Source organism: Paenibacillus sp. NAIST15-1, from assembly GCF_001894745.1.
Classification (GTDB): Bacteria; Bacillota; Bacilli; order Paenibacillales; family Paenibacillaceae; genus Paenibacillus_B; species Paenibacillus_B suaedae.
Genome location: NZ_BBYF01000003.1, coordinates 78,345 through 95,888, shown reverse-complemented (window position 1 = coordinate 95,888; position 17,544 = coordinate 78,345). Strand labels below are relative to the sequence as shown.

Below are 17,544 nucleotides of genomic sequence, written 5' to 3'. Positions count from 1 at the left end.
GAAGATTATGTTTATATCCGAAAAGGAAAGAACAAGTCAGCATCAATTTTGGCATAGCTATTATTCAGATGAACTTCCAGTTGCTACGGTAATACCTGACTATACGAATATGGATTTGGCAGAGCATATGACCATGGAAACTGTAGATTATACCGCAGAGGACGCTATATTTAAGCAATTGGGTCAATATTGCAAAGAGTCGGATTTTTTATGGTATTGCTTTTTGCTGGCAACGCTGAACGTTTGTCTGTATAAATACACTGGCGAAAGGGATCGACTGGTCGGCTCGCCGATGCAAGGGAACTCCGCGCAATCTGGCAGACTTCTGCCGATCCATCTTGCTATCGACCCGGCCTGCAGCTTTAAAGAATATGTGCTGAAGCTCAGGGAACAACTGGCTGTAGTCTATTCCCACCAGCAGTTGGCACCGAATCGGATGAAGCGGCTCCATGTGGTGGCTGCAATGGAAGGGCTTCACAGCGAGATAGAGGATGTTTCAGATCCGGCCTATATTCGCATACTGTTCAATCGTCAGAATGATCGGCTGCACATTAAGTTTGATTATTCACCCAAACGGTATAAAGAATCTACGATTCGCAACTTGTCCGTGCATTATAATGAACTGTTGCAAACAACCATTTTTAACATGGATAGGGCGATTTGTGAATTGTCCATTTGTTCGCTAACTGAACTGGAAAAGATTATGCACGATTTCAATCCGGTTATCCCCGACAGCAGACCGGCAACAACGCTTGCCAGACAGTTTGAGCAGCAGGTGTTCTTGCAGCCTGATCGAATTGCATTGGTCCATAACGGCAGGAAGTTGACTTATAATGAGCTGAATAAACAAGCAAACCGGCTTGCAAATATGCTGCGAACAGAGTGGAATATTCAGCATAATGAATTAGTGGCAGTGCGCATGGGCCAGGGCATCGAATATATCATATCTATCCTAGCAATATTGAAAGCAGGAAGCGCCTATCTGCCGATCGATATGGAATATCCGGATGAACGTATTCAGTTTATTCTGGAAGATAGCCAGGCTCGGTTGATGCTTGTACAGCATGTGGATGAAATTCCGCAAGGACACATGGTTTCAACGCTTCTCGTAGCAGAAAGCCTGAGCCGGGAACTTCCGATGGTCAATCTCGATGTGCCGACAAAAGCGGAAGATCTGGCATATTTGCTGTATACATCTGGCACTACAGGCCAACCAAAAGGTGTATTGATCGAACAGCAAAACGTTCTTAATCTGGTACAAGATCCTCATTATCTATCCATGGATTGCCAGACGGTAATGTTGCAGGCAACATCAATAGTATTTGATATGTCGACATTAGAAATATGGGGCACCCTGTTAAACGGCGGCACACTGGTTATTGTTGATAAAGCTACCCTGCTGGAGCCAAAACGGTTGAAAGAAACGATTCGAGAACAACAGGTTAATTCAATGATGATTACAACAGCGCTTTTTCACCATCTCGCGAGTCATCACTCTGATATTTTTTCCGGTATTGACCAACTGTTGACGGGGGGAGAAGTGTTATCGTCCGTTTTAACCAATCGTATATTAGAATCATACCCGGATTTACGGTTGGTCAACGGCTACGGACCTACGGAATGCACGGTAATAACAACATATTATGATATTCGCTCGGCTGAAAGCACCAGTATTTCCATCGGAAAGCCGATCTCGGGAACCAATGTGTCGATTTTAGGTGAGGATGATCAGATTCAACCTATTGGTGTACCCGGGGAATTATGTATTAGTGGTGTCGGCGTAGGCAGAGGTTATCTGAATCGGCCGGAACTGACGGCGGATCGCTTTGTGCGGATACCTGGCCGAACAGATCAAATCATGTACAGAACAGGAGATTTAGCCTATTGGCGTGAAGATGGAACTATCGAATTTATGGGACGCAAGGATCGGCAGTTAAAACTGCGGGGCTACCGGATCGAATTGGGTGAAATTGAGAATATATTATTAAAACATGATCAAGTACTTGAAGCAGTGGTCGTTCCTATTAAAAATACTTCTGACGAGTTGTCGCTGTGTGCTTATATTGTGCCTGAAATCTGTATTGATGAACTGGAGAGCCAACTGATACTGCATTTACGGAAATCGCTTCCGGACTATATGATTCCAGCTGATTGTATTATTATTGAGAGGATTCCGTTAAAACCTAACGGAAAAGTAGACACTGACCAGCTACCGGTTCCCGATAGGCAACAATTACGCGGGCAGCAAACTATAATCCTTCCACAAACCCCAGAGGAACAAAAAGTTGCAGCGATCTGGACCGAAATACTGGGCATACAGCAGATTAGCGTGCATCATAACTTTTTTGAATTGGGCGGTCATTCGTTAAAATTAATTATACTAGCTGAAGAGTTGCAGCATGCCGGCTATTCTATCAATACTATGGATTTGTATAAGTATCCGACAATAGCAAGCTTTTTGCAGTTTCAGCATAAAAGTGGTCAAGAAGGATAGAAGCTCAACCAGGAAGCGGTTAATTGGAATTATCTATACCATATGTTTGCTCAAAGCAATATTATACGATATCCAACGTGGTTTTTTACGATATATCTAGTTTACAGAGCTATTTTTGCCCTTAATCGATGTTCTGTACTTACTTCGTTTATAAGTATACGAACTTAACATGTGAAATGTTTCCGTAAAAAGGGGGCTTTCGCCCCCCTCTTAAATGTCAACTATCATCTAGAGCGAATAGGTGTATCAAAATTGATCATTGTCCCTTTCTAGTAATTGGCTTTTGAGTTCACACAAAACCATTTTACAGAACTCTATTCCTTTTCATCTTATCGGTTTTACTGATTTTTTTATTAATATGGTTAATGAGTTCGGCCATCCACCGGCCCTTTTTTATACGCGTGACTTGTCGAGGAAAAGTTAACTAGGCATATCGGCATATTCCCAATGACTGATTGGCTGAATCAGAACAGAATATACATTGAAAACATTGAAAGCAATTCATTGAGGGCAAGTCCTACCGATAACACAGTATGTACGCTATTGGCATTGCCCTTGGTTCACAAGTAGTAGTCAGAAATACGGATAATACATAGTAAATAATCTTATAGGAGATATCAAATATGAAAATCATTTTTCTTGATATCGATGGAGTCATTAATACCGATAGAGCAATTATGATACAACGGAATCATAATAGTGAAGAGTTTGTTTTTGACCAGAAAGCAATGAAGCACTTAAAAGAAATAGTTACTGAAACTAATGCATATTTTGTTATAAGTTCTACTTGGAGAGTTCATTATGGTACGAGTAATTTGCTTTGGAATAGTTTAATAAGGAACCTAAATCAATATGGTTTAGAAGAGAGGATTATTGGAATAACTCCAATTTTAGACCAAGATTTAAGGACTTCAAACCGTTGGAAAGAAATTCAGAATTGGCTGACAGAAAACCAGAATAAAGAGATAGAATCATTTGTGATTTTAGATGATGAGTGGGATATGGGTATTTATACAATGAATGAATTTGTCAAGTGTCAAGGATATATTGGAATAAATGAAGAAGTAAAGGAAAAAGCAATTAAGATATTAAATACATGTGATATAAAATCCAAAGAAGAGCCGTACATTTGATAAAACCGTATATACGCTACGGAGCCTTTGCCTGCAAGACAACTCTGCGAGGCTAAGTCCATCGACCCCGGTCGCGTGCGCTCTCTTAAGGCTCAGGCTTCGTGAATACAAAACGTTAATTGAAATGGCTGAAGTTCAAAAATATTAGACCGGAGAAAAAATTATGAACCTTAAGATGTACTTAGAAGAACATTTTCATAATTTATCTTTAAGTCCGCCTCTTTTTTATGGTTGGAATGTTTCAATAAGATTTGAACTAGGAGATCCCCCGATCTTTAGATTAAATAAAGAGCATTATATGGAACGAGTCTATTATCGGTCGCTTGAATTGTTCAAAGCTCTTCATGATAAGGAAGATGAAGTCTTATTAATTACGCACGCTTATTTTGCAGATAAACCTAAACACAAAGTGAGGAAGTTAAATTTATATAGAAGATATATCAAGAAGAAAGAATCGATTAGAGCCCTAAAACTTGAAATACTTCCTGAAATTGATTATGATCCAGACGAGACCCCAGACCCAAGGAACAACATGTATAGTTACTGGGCTAAATGTAGAGTAAAGGATTTAAGATATAGTCAGCTAATCAGAGCTATTTGTAATCATGATGTTGGAATTAAGCCTATGATCTATCACAGAGTGTATTTTATAAACTTAAACAAGAAAACAATATTTCATATATATGATGATAGAGGCTGTGATGTCATCGCATCAGCTAGAGAAGATTTAATGAGGATCTATACAAGATATAATGATTGGATCTTAGATTATGATCGGGAAAGAATTAACAGAGTGTTTTTGGGGGAGTGATGGTAGTCGGACACATCTGCACCGACTTAGCGCATCGCGCCTGACCACTTTGAAGGCCTTAAGTCGGCGGGATGTCGTGAACACATTCACGTTATATGAAATTGGAGCAGCAGGAAAAACTGAATAGAAGAGAGGTTGACTCAGTGGAAGAAAAAGAATCGAGCTTTGTTTCATACTCTCAGAGGCACAATAATATTGTTGAAAGTGGTTCAGAAGCGATTAAAAAGTACTTATTTGAATCTGTTAATGATGAGAAACGAAGTCTTTTACTTTGTTTGGATAGATATCTTGATCCATACTTTGGTTACAATCTGTCTTTTTTTGATGAGATAATCCTGCTTTTACAGGAACAACTGTACCAAGAACAAGACAAAGATATAATAGAGGATGTTTTTCAATTAATTACTGATTACTCAAAGGGACAGTTAGATTATCTTGCGGAACGTATTGATAAGCTTGATCCTCATTATTTGGCTGATGCACTCTATGCTATAGGTATTACGTACAACAAGAAATATCTTCCCTTACTCTTTAGTTATGAGAATCATGGGGATCCAAATGTGCGGAGGGTTGCTCAAGATGCATTAAAAGAGTTGTCAAGAATATGATTGTGGGTAACTACACGATGACTCCAACATCATATAACACCACTTTCACGCTATAATCCTGACGGCTCCTGATACCGGAAGTTAGGAACGAGGTAGTAATTGCCGGGACACATCTGAGAACCTAAACGCATCACGCTCTCGACGTCATGAAAACAAGAGTCGTTATAGGAAAGCAGCCAGAATTCAAGAATGCAAATCATTTATAATTGAAGGAGTTTAAATATGATCTCTACACTCATTCGACGTATTCAAGAAGTTTACCCAAATTTACATATTCAAGATGTTAAACAAAATGAGATCGGACAGAATAATGACGTATTTATTCTTAATCAATCTCTCGTCTTTAGGTTTCCTAAGTACAAGCAAGGATTAGAAAAATTAAAGCAAGAAACGGAGTTATTGGAATCTATCAGTAAAACTGTAGCGATGCCGATTCCCTATCCAGCCTATAAATCTTTTGATGAGATGGAGGTAGGTAAGGCTTTCATGGGCTATAAGCTTATTGAGGGTTCTCCTTTTTGGAAGGAAGAACTGAGTAATATCAAAAGTCAAAACCTTACGAATGCAATTGCCTCACAGCTTGTTACTTTTCTAATTGAACTTCACTCTATGGATATACCGAAAGCTTTTGTACCTCAAAAACAACATGAAAGTGTGCATAGAACTATAGAAAATCTATATGTAAGAATTAAAGAGAAACTCTTTCCTTTTATGCGAGTAGATGCACAAGAAAAAGTAGCAGAGAACTTTAATGGATTTTTGAATAATACATATAATCAGAATTTGGAGCAAACCTTTATCCATGGAGACTTTGGAGCAAGTAATATCTTATGGGATCCAAAAGAAAACAGGATTTCAGGAGTTATTGACTTCGGAGGTTCCGGACTTGGGGATCCAGCATATGATTTTGCGGGAATTCTCTCCAGTTATGGAGAAGAGTTTTTTGAAGTATGCACGAATTTATACCCATATGGAAAACAAATTTCAGAACGAGTTCATTTTTATAGAAGTACCTTTGCTTTGGAGGAAGCTCTACATGGGATAGATCATAATGACCAAGAAGCTTTTGAAAATGGAATTAAAGAATTTAGATAAAACAACTGAGATAAGAGGGAGTTTTCTCAATGGAGACAAATGTTCAAGAACAGAAATATGACCATCTGCCATTAGGTGTATCTGGGCTAGGGGGGTGGTTGATTCTCGTACAAATCGGTCTTTACTTAACCATGCTTCTATTAACGGTGCAACTATTCCAGCATTCATTACCTGCATTCAGATCCGATACATGGGAAGTACTAACGTCATCAACATCACAATATTACCATCCTTTATGGGGACCTGTACTTATTTTCGAGGCGATATATAATGTGCTATTTTTATTCTTCTGTATATTTATACTCATTAATTTTTATAGAAAGAAGTCAACATTACCTCGGCTAATGATAATTTTCTATAGTGTTAGTTTAATCATTGGGGTAATTGATTATCTATTAGTAATTCAAATTCCCTTAGCGAGTGAACTGGAAGATGGAAGCTCATTAAGGGATATAGTGAAATCTGTAATAACATGTGCAATTTGGATTCCCTATTTTATGAAATCAGAACGTGTACATAATACTTTTATTAAGTGAATCGATGAGCCTATATAACCGTCCTGAGGGAGCTGATTCCCGAGTTCTTAAGCGACTTCCAATTTCATCTTCTCATAAGGACGGATTCCTTTCCCAGCCGTGCTATTTCAGTTGTTGAGCTTCTTCGACCTCAGCTCTCGGAAAAATAGGAGCCATTTGGGTAATTAACTATACCTGGCCAGCTGCAGAGGAATATATTGTGGGTATCCTGTATCAAGGGCGTCTTGTTGGCTCACCGTCCCCGGATTACCTCGAAACATGCATAAAGATTGGAATGGCTTGTCAGGCGTTATGTGGCATCTGCCAGCTGCACTGTGGCATCAATCAAGCTGAGCGTGCATCGAGAGTACGGTGATCGGAAAGGAAGTTCGAATCAAAAGGAGGAACTCTAAATGAGAGCGACGGCCCCTGCTCCAGCTTGCAATAGCTGCACGTTAGCGATCAATGGAGCAATTCGGGATTTGAAAGCAGCGAAGCGATTTGTTGCGCATAGGAAATTTGAGCGTGCTGAAGATGCGTTGGCTAACAGCCTTCAAGACATCGCCCGAGCAATTCGAGCAATTAACCGCTTTGAGAAGCGAAAACGTGAAAAATTAAAATAGGATTATGGATGGATGGCCAGTTACTGATTGTATCGGCAGCTGGCTTTCTAGCTCAATAAGGTGTATGTTCTAAAAAGAAATGGCCATCCGGCAAAGGATGGCCATTAAACATGCCGTTACCGACAGCGTGGGAATCGTACCATAAGTGAAGCGAAATATTTGACCTTTACTGCTTAGGACATGGAAATACGCCCCAAGGGAGAGGGGCTCTACTGGGAGGATTATTTTTAATAAGGGTGAGATTATCAATACCTTCCTTTTTAATGGCGTTCTATACGATTAATATTACGAATTGCCTTGGCAATGTCTGGGAGGCTATTAGCTAGAGCAGTTTCAGCCCGTTCCAATCTCCCACGAGAAAGAAATCGCTTTGCTGCTCGTAGATCCTTTATCGCGCCATTAATTGCGGTCTGGGCATACTGTGAACAGTCTAAACAAAACGGTGGTCTGCGCTGCGAAATAATCGCACTAGCTTTGCGTGTTTTAGCGGTTTTACGGTTATTAGAATGCATGGTATAACCTCCTTTTTTCCAGCAATATATGCTAGTCTAACTTCACTTGCCAAGGTTCGTATCACAGTAAGTGAAAATAAACGCTTAAAATCATTGAGTTGCATATGCAGCTCTTTTTTCTATAGTACTAACGGGAGCATTCCTATATTAAGTGAATGTAATGACCGAAATTTGATTACATAATCTTATGATTGAAGCCCAACAAACCCGAGATGTGGATTGTCGGGCTTTCTTCTTGGTTCAGGCTTAAATCGTTGTGAAATCAAGAATAGGGTGCTCTCATTATGGCAATATAATAAAAACAGATAAGGAGAGATTCCCTTGAGAAGAACGATAGCGGATTCCATTGTGGAATCCCTTCTGAACTCCGGCGTGAAGCGAATTTACGGCATTATCGGCGATTCGCTCAATGCCTTGCTCGATGCAATCCGTCGTTCCGGAGAAATAGAATGGATCCATGTTCGCCATGAAGAGGTTGCAGCGTTCGCAGCGGGCGCGGATGCCGCCCTCAGCGGAGGAATCGCCGTATGTGCGGGTAGCAGCGGACCAGGTAATTTGCATCTCATTAACGGATTGTACGATTGCCATCGAAACAGGGTGCCAGTACTTGCGATTGCCGCTCATATTCCGAGCAGTGAAATCGGCAGCGGCTTCTTTCAAGAGACCCGTCCGGATATGTTGTTTCAGGAATGCAGCTTCTTTTGTGAAGTCGTAACCGGACCGAAGCAAATGCCCCGAGCGGTTACGATGGCGATGCAAACCGCGACGGCAAGGTCGGGAGTATCTGTCTTAGTTCTTCCAGGAGATGTAGCCGCTTTCGAATACGACGAAAGCCCCGTTCCAGAACGCGTCATCCATTCCACCCGGCCGATTGTCTGCCCTTCTACAGACGAATTGAAGACGCTTGCCGACTACTTAAACAAAGGCAAGAGGATCACCTTGCTGTGCGGTGCCGGCTGCGCGGGAGCTCATGCTTCGCTCATGAAGCTGTGCGAGAAGCTGCAGTCCCCGATGGTCATAGCGCTGCGAGGAAAAGAATATCTGGAATACGATAACCCGTATTCCGTCGGATTAACCGGCCTCATTGGTTATTCTTCCGGCTACCATGCCATAATGGAATGCGATGTCTTACTCATGCTGGGTACAGATTTTCCATACCGGCAATTTTATCCGCAGGAAGCGACCATCCTTCAGGTTGATTTGGATTCCTCCCGACTAGGCCGGCGAACGACACTCGCATACGGGGTGTGCGGAGACGTAAAGACGACGGTCGAAATGCTGTTACCCCTATTAGAAGAACCGCACTCCCCTGATCATCTGCAGCACTTTGCCGCAGATTATGCCAAAGTCCGCGAGGAGCTGGACAAACTTGCAGATCCCGGCCGAGCGCCTATTCATCCGCAATTCCTCATGAAGGTAATCAGCGATCTCGCAGATGAGGATGCCATTTTGACTTGCGATGTTGGGACGCCGACTGTGTGGGCAGCCCGATACTTGAGGATGAATGGAAAAAGAAGGCTTATTGGCTCATTTAACCACGGGACAATGGCGAACGCCATGCCGCAGGCAATTGGGGCGCAGGTTGCACAGCCGGGACGCCAGGTCGTATCACTGTCGGGGGACGGGGGACTCACCATGCTGCTCGGAGATCTATTGACCCTTCGTCAGCATAAGCTCCCGATCAAGATTGTTGTCTTTAATAATGGTGCGCTTGGATTCGTGGAATTGGAAATGAAAGCAGCCGGCTTTTTAGAATTCGGAACAGAACTCGACAATCCAAACTTTGCGGTGATGGCTCAAGCTATGGGAATCGAAGGAATCCGGGTTGAGGATCCCAACGACTTGGAAAGCGCTGTTCGTCGAGCGTTCGAACACAGCGGTCCGGTAGTGCTGGACGTCGTCGTCAATCGTCAGGAGCTGGCTATGCCGCCGAAGATCAACTTCGAGCAGGCACGCGGATTTACGATGTGGATGCTGAAAGCCGTTTTGAACGGGCAAGGCAACGAAATCATCGAACTCGCGAAAACCAATCTCCTTCGGTAATAAATAGGAGCTCTTTGAAGTGGTGACTGCACACACTGCCTTGGTGGTAAGGCTAAGTAATCATCATTGTTGATGAATATCAAAATGAAGATCGCCTTTGCAACTATTTAAACCACATTACTAACTATTGTCGGGTGAGAATAACGTATATGCTTAAAAGTCGCATAGTTGCGGCTTTTTTTTATTCTCACGATATATGTCAAAAACCAATGATAAGAACATATATTGTTTCACGTAAATGAAGACGGTTTTCAATTTCACATTATCGCTTGAGACAAAACTGAACTTACGGTAATAACTTCAGTGGCAGGGAACTATGCCTTAAAAAATGATGCAGACTGAGTAATGGGGTTAAGCAAAAGGATAGTATAATTCAACGCGTCTTTAATCCATAAAAAGCGAGCCTATCCCATTATGTGTTCAGTTTATATGATGTAGAAGAATGCAGACCCAGCCTAAGATACGAGCTATCTTAGGCTGGGTCTTTTCGTATAAGAAATGACCTCAAAATCTAGAAATAATAAATGCAAAGAACCTTAAATAATAATATAAGAAATCGTACATCTTCCAGACAAAGGAGGTCGAGTAGAGTGCGTGATTATCGTTACTATAAAGAAGTCTGCACGGGGCTTCCGATGCCCTTTGCCTTCGTTGATCTGGATCTGTTGCAGCAGAATATTCAGAGCGTTCTTCACCTTGCGAATGGAAAAAAAGTCCGCATTGCGAGCAAATCGATCCGCTCTGTTGATGTGCTTCGGCGCATTCTGCAGACAAACGCGCAGTTTCAAGGGATCATGTGCTTCACGGTGTCCGAAGCACTCTATCTCGCGCAGCAAGGATTCACAGACTTGCTGCTAGGATACCCTGCGGCGGACGCACGACTGCTGGAGTCCGTCGCCATGCATCAGCGTGAAGGGCGCAGCATCACGCTGATGGTCGACTGCGAGACGCATGTCGAGCAGGCGGAAGCGGCAGCCGCCAAATATGGTGTGAGGCTGCCGCTCTGTGTGGACATCGATATGTCGATCGATGTCCCGGGGCTGCACTTCGGCGTATGGCGCTCGCCAATACGCTCTACAGCTGCGGCGCTCAGCCTCATCGAGCGCATCGCGCAGTCGAAGCACGTCGTGCTCGACGGGCTCATGGGCTATGAAGCGCAGGTCGCAGGCTTAGGCGACCGCGTGCCTGGGCAGGCGCTGAAGAACGCGATCGTGCGGCTGCTCAAGCGCCGCTCAATCCGTGAAGCCGCTGCCAGGCGGGCCGAGCTGGTCGCAGCGATCGAGCGCATGGGCATTCCATCGCTGCGGTTCGTGAATGCAGGCGGCACTGGCAGCTTGCATACAAGCAGCGTGGAGCCGGCCGTCACCGAGGTTACAGCAGGTTCGGGGTTCTATTCGCCCGGTCTGTTCGACCACTATCGGGACTTCACCTTCCTTCCCGCCGCAGGGTATGCGATCGAGATCGTGCGTCAGCCGCGCGGCGATCTCTACACTTGCTTGGGCGGCGGATACACGGCTTCGGGTGCTGCAGGCAGCGACAAACTGCCGCGTCCATACCTGCCGCAAGGTACGGCACTTCTTACGATGGAAGGGGCAGGCGAAGTGCAGACACCGATCCGCTACAACGGGCTAGAAGAGCTGAAACTCGGCGATCCGATCTTCATGCGTCATAGCAAAGCAGGAGAGTTATGTGAGCGATTCGCACATCTCTACTACATTTCGAACGGCAGTATCGTTGGCAAGACAACGACATATCGGGGGGACGGACTATGCTTTCTGTAAATTTGAAGGAGCGCAATACGAAAGTATGGCGCAATTGGTCAGGACTCGTGCGCGGATTGCCAAGAAGCACTGTATATCCGGCCAGCATAGAAGAGGTGGTCGGGATTGTTAAAGAATGTGCCGCCGAAGGACGGAAGCTGCGTGTCGTCGGATCCGGACATTCATTTACCCGACTCGTCCAGACCGATGATGTATTGGTCTCCTTGGATCAATTGCAGGGTGTAATTGCTGTTGATTCGGAGCAGGGGATTGCCGAGGTGTGGGGTGGAACAAAATTGGATCGACTCGGGAAAGAATTGCATGCCTATGGGGTCGCGCAAGAGAATCTAGGCGATATTAATGCGCAATCCATTGCAGGAGCGATCAGTACAGGAACACATGGGACAGGGGAGCGGCTCGGGAGCCTCGCAACGCAAGCAGTAGGTTTGACGGTAGTGACAGCGGCAGGGGAAATCCTCGAATGCTCAGCCCAGCAGGATGAAGAACTTTTTCGGGCGATGCAGGTGTCACTTGGGATGTTCGGGATTATCGTTAAGGTGAAGCTTCGTGTTGTACCTTCGTACGCTCTCCGCTATACAAGCAGCAAAATGCCATTCTCCCAATGCCTTGAACAGCTTGATCTATTCAAAAAGGAAAACCGTCATTTCGAATTTTTTTGGTTTCCTTATACGGATATCGCTCAAGTAAAACTGACCAATAAGACGGATGAGATCCCCGGAACGCCAAGCCGCTGGAGTTACTGGAAAGTCATGCTGCTGGAGAATGCGCTATTCTGGTTATTGTCGGAGTGCTGTCGTTTCATTCCGCGCCTTTGCAAGCCAATAAGCCGATTATCAGCAACAAGCGTACCGGATGTGCAGGAAGTGGGGCATAGTCACCTTATTTTCGCGACGCCGCGGCTGGTTCGATTTAATGAAATGGAGTACAGTGTACCGGCAGACCGCATGCGAACTGTACTTGAGGAAATACGCGATGCAGTAGATCGGGATCAATTTGCTGTTCATTTTCCAATCGAATGCCGTTATGTTCAGGGAGACGATATATGGCTCAGTCCGGCGAATGGACGTGATTCTGGCTATATCGCTGTACATATGTACCGTGGGATGGAGTATGCCGACTATTTTGCCAAAGTAGAGGAGATCTGTAGACGGAATGGCGGGAGACCGCACTGGGGCAAGATGCACACGATGCGTGCAGAGCAGCTGCGTTCGATATATCCGAAGTGGGATGCATTTCTTCGCCTTCGTCAAGAGCTTGATCCTTCGGGCGTATTCTTGAACCCTTACTTGACAGAAATGCTGCAACAGAGCGAGCAGGGGTACTAGCTGACGGTAACGTAACGATTCCTTGATAATTCAAGCGTGAACTTGTAGTGGGATACCAATGATTTTTGAAATGACTACTCAATTTCGGGTATCTGACATGGAAGAAGGACAGAAGTGGTATGAACCGAATAAGTCGGGGACATCTGCTAACAAAGTATTCATGCATCAGTTCTACCGCCTCTTGGTTGTCAGATGTATTACCATGGTAGAGGCTCAGGCGATAAACGCCCCAGCCTTAGATAAGAGCAATCTAGTTGGGGCGTTTCTGAATACAAAAAGTTAGGCGAAAGTCCTGAAAGTATAATTGGAGGGGCTTTTTATGAAGGTATGGCGAAAGCATCCAGATCCAAACAATAAATACGGAGCCACATTTACATTAGGTGAAAGCGACACAGATTTGCCTGAAAATGCAATTATCTCAGTAACTCGTGGAGAGAAATTTGATTTTATCAGAATAATAATAAATGGTATTGTAAATGAATTTGTAAAGAAACAACTCACCAAGAATGAAAACCTAATATATGCGAAACTCTCAGGGCAATTGCAGGGGGGAATTGGTCAAACGGTTACAATTTGGAGAAATAGGGAGTCAATGAATAGATTTAGAGCTAAGGGAGCACATAAATTTGCGAAGAGGTTTTTTTCTTGGGTTTTCTATGGGGGCAAAGTAGAAGCATATTTTTTAACTTGGAGAATAAGAGAGATTCCAACTGAAATCGAAATCGAAAAAACAATAAAGGAATACGGTAGATACTTTGTAGGAGGAAAACTTGTTAGACAATCAAAACAACCAAACAGTACATTAGAAGTTGAAAGTGTAGGTAGAAATCGTTAAAGGTAACATCATATTCATGCATCGGGCTATGCCATAGACGTGCTGCTCGCATGAACAACGCATAGGGAGAAGCTGCTCATTACATAATACTACTTGAGGAAACATTAGTTTTCTCAAACCGCTCATATAATTACGGGTTCTCATGACATGAGGAGGTGTAATGTGATGAACAAGAAGAATGATGCGAAGCATAATTCCAAGCAAGTAAAAAAGAAATTAGGTGTTCCAAATCTTGATACGGAATTTGCGGCAGAAACAGGCGCTGGTGCAGATGCAAAAGCCTCTAAAAATCGAACTTCGTGATTAACGAGCTGACAGCGTCCTTGCGTTCATAATGAATGCAAGGACGCTGTTGTTTTTTGTGAAGAAAGGATTTGTTGAAAAAGGTTCATTAAAAGTAAGGAGAACTAACCGTTTTATGGTATACTATGGAACAAATGTTCTATAGCGAAAGTCAGCGGGTGAAGCGATGAAGGATCAAGTGAAAATCGCTGTGAGGCCTTTGGTTGAGTACGTGTACCGCAGCGGGGATTTGGATAGCGGTTTCAGGACGGGAACGGCCCTGACGGAGGGAACCAAAGCGCATCAGCAGGTGCAGCGAACTTACGGTGAGGCGGATCAGAAAGAAGTATATTTATCGGCAGAGATTCCTTGCGGAGATCTGATGTTTGTTATAGACGGGCGCTGCGATGGGTTGTTGGTAGAAGAAGACGGATCCGTCGTCATCGATGAGATTAAGTCGACATCTGGCGAGATCCCACAGACACTGGAGGATACCTATCCGGTTCATTGGGCTCAAGCTAAATGCTATGCCTATATGTACGCCAGAGAGCATGAACCTGCTCGAATGAAAATCCAATTGACCTACGTACAAGTCGCAACGGGCGAACAAAGACGTTTTCAGCAGGAAGCAATTTTTGCGGAATTGGAGTTATTTGTACGGGATGTGGTGGAGAATTACGCTCCTTATGCACGGATGCTTCGCGATCACCGGATTACACGGGACAGAAGTATCAGCGGGCTGGATTTCCCTTTCGCTTCTTATCGGGCTGGTCAGCGTAAATTGGCAGGTGCGGTCTATAAAGTGATCGATGAGGGAGTAAAACTATTTGCCAAAGCTCCTACAGGGATCGGAAAGACGATCTCGACTACGTTTCCCGCCATAAAGGCAATGGGAACGGGACAGCTTGAGCAGTTTTTCTATTTGACCGCCAAGACGACTACTCGTACTGCAGCGGAGGAGACGTTCGCCCTGATGCAGTCGCAAGGATTGCAGATGCATACCGTAACCATTACGGCCAAGGAGAAAATTTGTTTTCAGGATCAGGTGAGCTGCCGCAAGGAAGATTGTCCATTCGCGGATGGTTACTATGATCGAATTAATGGGGCGGTACTTGATATATTGACTAATGAGTTGCTTATCACCCGGCAAATCATTGAGCAATATGCACGTAAGCATCGAGTTTGTCCATTCGAATTTTCGCTTGATCTCGCTTATGCGGCGGATGCGGTGATCTGCGACTATAATTATATTTTCGACCCTAGAATTTCGTTGAAAAGAATGTTCGCCGAGCGGAAGAGCCGGACGGCGATTCTGATTGACGAGGCGCATAATCTGGTCGATCGGGCACGAGAGATGTATTCGGCCACATTGAATAAAGGGGATTTTCTCAGCTTGCAGCGGGAATATAAAGAGCTTAACGCTGAGGTGTACAAGGCGGCCAAGGCAGTGAACGCCTTCTTTATACAACTGCGCAAAGAATCGGACGCAAACGCACAAATTACGCAGGAAGTTCCTGTACAACTGGTTGAGCGGACCGCGGCATTTATCCTTGCAGCAGAAGAGGAGCTTGGCTCCCGTCAGGATACTGAGCAGTCGCAATCGTTGCTGCAGGCTTATTTTGCGACGCAGAATTTTGTGAGGATCAGCAAGCTGTACGACGAAAGATATGTAACCTATGCCGAGATTTCTTCGAGAGAAGTATCCATGAAGCTGTTCTGTCTCGATCCTTCTCATCTGCTACGGGAAATGGGCAAGGGTTTCCGCTCGCATATTTTCTTCTCGGCTACCCTTACGCCAATGTCCTATTTTCGGGACATGTTGGGGGCAAGTCCAGAGGAGGATTATACATTATCGCTGCCGTCTCCTTTCTTCCGCGAGCAGCTCGCGGTTCAGATCGAACCGTTGTCGACGCGTTATCACGATCGTGAGGGAACCAAGCTTGAGCTGGCGAGAGTACTGGGGCAGATGATTATCGAACGTCCTGGAAACTATTTATTCTTTTTTCCTTCCTATGCTTATATGAATCTCATCTATGAAGCTTTTGCTGCTGCTCATGCAGAAGATGCAGATTTGCGGTTGTTGCTGCAGCGTGGGGATATGACGGAGGAGGAGCGGGAGAGTTTCTTGTCAGCATTCGATGCTGGAAATGAAGGGATATTGATCGGTTTTGCGGTATTGGGCGGTGTTTTCTCCGAGGGGATCGATCTAGTGGGAGACCGCTTGACCGGAGTTGCCATCGTTGGTGTAGGACTGCCGCAGATCGGCCTGGAGCGTGATATCATCCGCGACTACTTCAACTCGCAGGGCAAGAACGGTTTTGACTATGCCTACGTATATCCGGGTATGAACAAGGTACTACAGGCCGGCGGTCGGCTGATCCGTACAGAGACGGATCAGGGACAATTACTGCTGATTGATGACCGTTATCTGCACCCGCATTATGCGGCATTGCTGCCGGATGAGTGGAAGTGAGCGGTAACGGGGGAACTTTCACATAAATATGGATTTGACCAAAAAGGTTTTTGCCCGCAAGTGTGGTCATGAAAAAAGCGCCCCTTCCGTGATGGAAAGAACGCTTTAGGAACTTTGTAATGTTCATAAATAATAGTTGGTCATCGCCTGATCGCTGGCCAGAACGGCCTCACTATCAAGCTTCTTCTTCAGGTAAGCCTTGTCTGATGAAATGAAGATGCTCATGATCAAATCGACGACGAACAGGAACGTGATGTGGTTGGACATCAGCGCGCTGTTATTGACCGATATCTTATCCGGCACGATGATGTTCAAGTCCGCATTCTCCGTAATGGGTGACGAATCGTAACAGGTGATCGCAACCGTCTTGACCTGGTGCACCTGTGCGATCGCAACCGTCTCCACGATTTCCTTCGTCGAGCCGGAGCGGGAGAATGCCACAACAGCGTCCTCTTTGCTGCATTGTGCGGCGGCGATTTTCATGGCGCGGCTGTCATTGATCGCTTCGGCCATGATGCCGATGATGGACAAGCGATTCTTCAAGGCGATAGCGGCCAGATAAGAATCGAACATGCCGATTATATATATGCGCCGTGCTCCCTTCAGAATGTCTACCACTTGACGGAGCTGTTCCTCGGTGACAAGCGCTGATGTATTGACAATCAGTTCATTATAATCGAGTGCAAGCGCATCGATTGGGTTGATTTCTCGTCTCTCTTTTTTCTTAGCCTGCATATCCCGATAGAAGGCGTCTTGGGCGAAGGCGATTTTGAAATCGTTGAAGCCCTTAAATCCGACCTTTTTACAGAAGCGGTTGATACTAGTCTCCGATACGCCGATTTCATTGGCAATGGCCGTAATCGTGTTGCGCGTAATAAAATCCGGATTGTGTATGACGAAATTGGCGATCTGATTCTCACCATATGTTAATTTTTGCGATTGTGATACGATTTTGGCGATGACGGCCGGAACCTGTGAAGACATGATACCTCCTCCTGATCTAACGCTGGGAAT

At 44.6% G+C, this 17,544-nt stretch carries 16 protein-coding genes; 14 read left to right on the top strand and 2 right to left on the bottom strand.

The window, feature by feature from the left end; genetic code table 11:
• Nucleotides 1-7: 7 nt before the first annotated feature.
• From PBN151_RS07985 to PBN151_RS31150, 7 genes are all read left to right on the top strand, one after another.
• Complete coding sequence (locus PBN151_RS07985; protein ID WP_072728592.1) at nt 8-2,494, top strand: non-ribosomal peptide synthetase; 2,487 nt, start codon at nt 8-10, stop codon at nt 2,492-2,494.
• Between the two features lie 623 nt (nt 2,495-3,117).
• A complete protein-coding gene (locus PBN151_RS07980) occupies nt 3,118-3,627 on the top strand; it encodes an HAD domain-containing protein (RefSeq protein ID WP_072728591.1) in 510 nt (169 codons plus the stop codon).
• A gap of 163 nt (nt 3,628-3,790) precedes the next feature.
• A complete protein-coding gene (locus tag PBN151_RS07975; RefSeq protein ID WP_072728590.1) occupies nt 3,791-4,438 on the top strand; it encodes a DUF3885 domain-containing protein in 648 nt (215 codons plus the stop codon).
• A gap of 95 nt (nt 4,439-4,533) precedes the next feature.
• Nucleotides 4,534-5,046 carry a hypothetical protein gene (locus tag PBN151_RS07970; protein ID WP_072728589.1) on the top strand — a complete coding sequence of 171 codons (513 nt, stop codon included), beginning with the start codon at nt 4,534-4,536 and terminating at the stop codon, nt 5,044-5,046.
• A gap of 222 nt (nt 5,047-5,268) precedes the next feature.
• Nucleotides 5,269-6,141, top strand: coding sequence for a phosphotransferase family protein (locus PBN151_RS07965; protein WP_072728588.1), 873 nt, complete (start codon nt 5,269-5,271; stop codon nt 6,139-6,141).
• A gap of 29 nt (nt 6,142-6,170) precedes the next feature.
• On the top strand, nt 6,171-6,677 hold the full coding sequence (locus PBN151_RS32500) for a DUF2569 domain-containing protein (protein ID WP_072728587.1): 507 nt from the start codon (nt 6,171-6,173) through the stop codon (nt 6,675-6,677).
• Nucleotides 6,678-7,069: 392 nt separating this feature from the next.
• Complete coding sequence (locus PBN151_RS31150; protein WP_175560659.1) at nt 7,070-7,279, top strand: hypothetical protein; 210 nt, start codon at nt 7,070-7,072, stop codon at nt 7,277-7,279.
• Nucleotides 7,280-7,539: 260 nt separating this feature from the next.
• Here PBN151_RS31150 and PBN151_RS07955 read toward each other — a convergent pair whose 3' ends face one another.
• Nucleotides 7,540-7,791 (bottom strand): hypothetical protein, encoded by a 252-nt coding sequence (locus PBN151_RS07955; protein WP_028532087.1) that lies wholly within the window; start codon nt 7,789-7,791, stop codon nt 7,540-7,542.
• A gap of 321 nt (nt 7,792-8,112) precedes the next feature.
• Between PBN151_RS07955 and poxB the strand changes: the two genes are divergently transcribed.
• The 7 genes from poxB to PBN151_RS07925 all read left to right on the top strand — a co-directional run bounded on the left by poxB (nt 8,113) and on the right by PBN151_RS07925 (nt 16,530).
• A complete protein-coding gene (gene poxB, locus PBN151_RS07950; protein WP_072728586.1) occupies nt 8,113-9,834 on the top strand; it encodes a ubiquinone-dependent pyruvate dehydrogenase in 1,722 nt (573 codons plus the stop codon).
• Between the two features lie 590 nt (nt 9,835-10,424).
• The gene (locus PBN151_RS07945) at nt 10,425-11,615 is read left to right on the top strand and encodes an amino acid deaminase/aldolase (protein ID WP_072728585.1); all 1,191 of its coding nucleotides are present in this window, start codon (nt 10,425-10,427) and stop codon (nt 11,613-11,615) included.
• The gene (locus tag PBN151_RS07940; RefSeq protein ID WP_072728584.1) at nt 11,603-12,940 is read left to right on the top strand and encodes a D-arabinono-1,4-lactone oxidase; all 1,338 of its coding nucleotides are present in this window, start codon (nt 11,603-11,605) and stop codon (nt 12,938-12,940) included. The genes PBN151_RS07945 and PBN151_RS07940 overlap by 13 nt, the downstream gene beginning before the upstream one ends.
• A gap of 70 nt (nt 12,941-13,010) precedes the next feature.
• Complete coding sequence (locus PBN151_RS31145) at nt 13,011-13,223, top strand: hypothetical protein (RefSeq protein ID WP_175560658.1); 213 nt, start codon at nt 13,011-13,013, stop codon at nt 13,221-13,223.
• A gap of 36 nt (nt 13,224-13,259) precedes the next feature.
• Complete coding sequence (locus tag PBN151_RS07930; protein WP_072728582.1) at nt 13,260-13,775, top strand: hypothetical protein; 516 nt, start codon at nt 13,260-13,262, stop codon at nt 13,773-13,775.
• 165 nt (nt 13,776-13,940) lie between these two features.
• Complete coding sequence (locus PBN151_RS31140) at nt 13,941-14,078, top strand: hypothetical protein (protein ID WP_175560657.1); 138 nt, start codon at nt 13,941-13,943, stop codon at nt 14,076-14,078.
• A 166-nt stretch (nt 14,079-14,244) separates the two neighbouring features.
• Nucleotides 14,245-16,530: an ATP-dependent DNA helicase gene (locus PBN151_RS07925; protein WP_072728581.1), complete on the top strand. Its 2,286-nt coding sequence runs from the start codon at nt 14,245-14,247 to the stop codon at nt 16,528-16,530.
• 123 nt (nt 16,531-16,653) lie between these two features.
• Here the strand turns inward: PBN151_RS07925 and PBN151_RS07920 are convergent, their stop codons facing one another.
• Nucleotides 16,654-17,514, bottom strand: a complete 861-nt coding sequence (locus PBN151_RS07920) for a MurR/RpiR family transcriptional regulator (protein ID WP_065294031.1) — start codon at nt 17,512-17,514, stop codon at nt 16,654-16,656.
• Between the last annotated feature and the right edge of the window lie 30 nt (nt 17,515-17,544).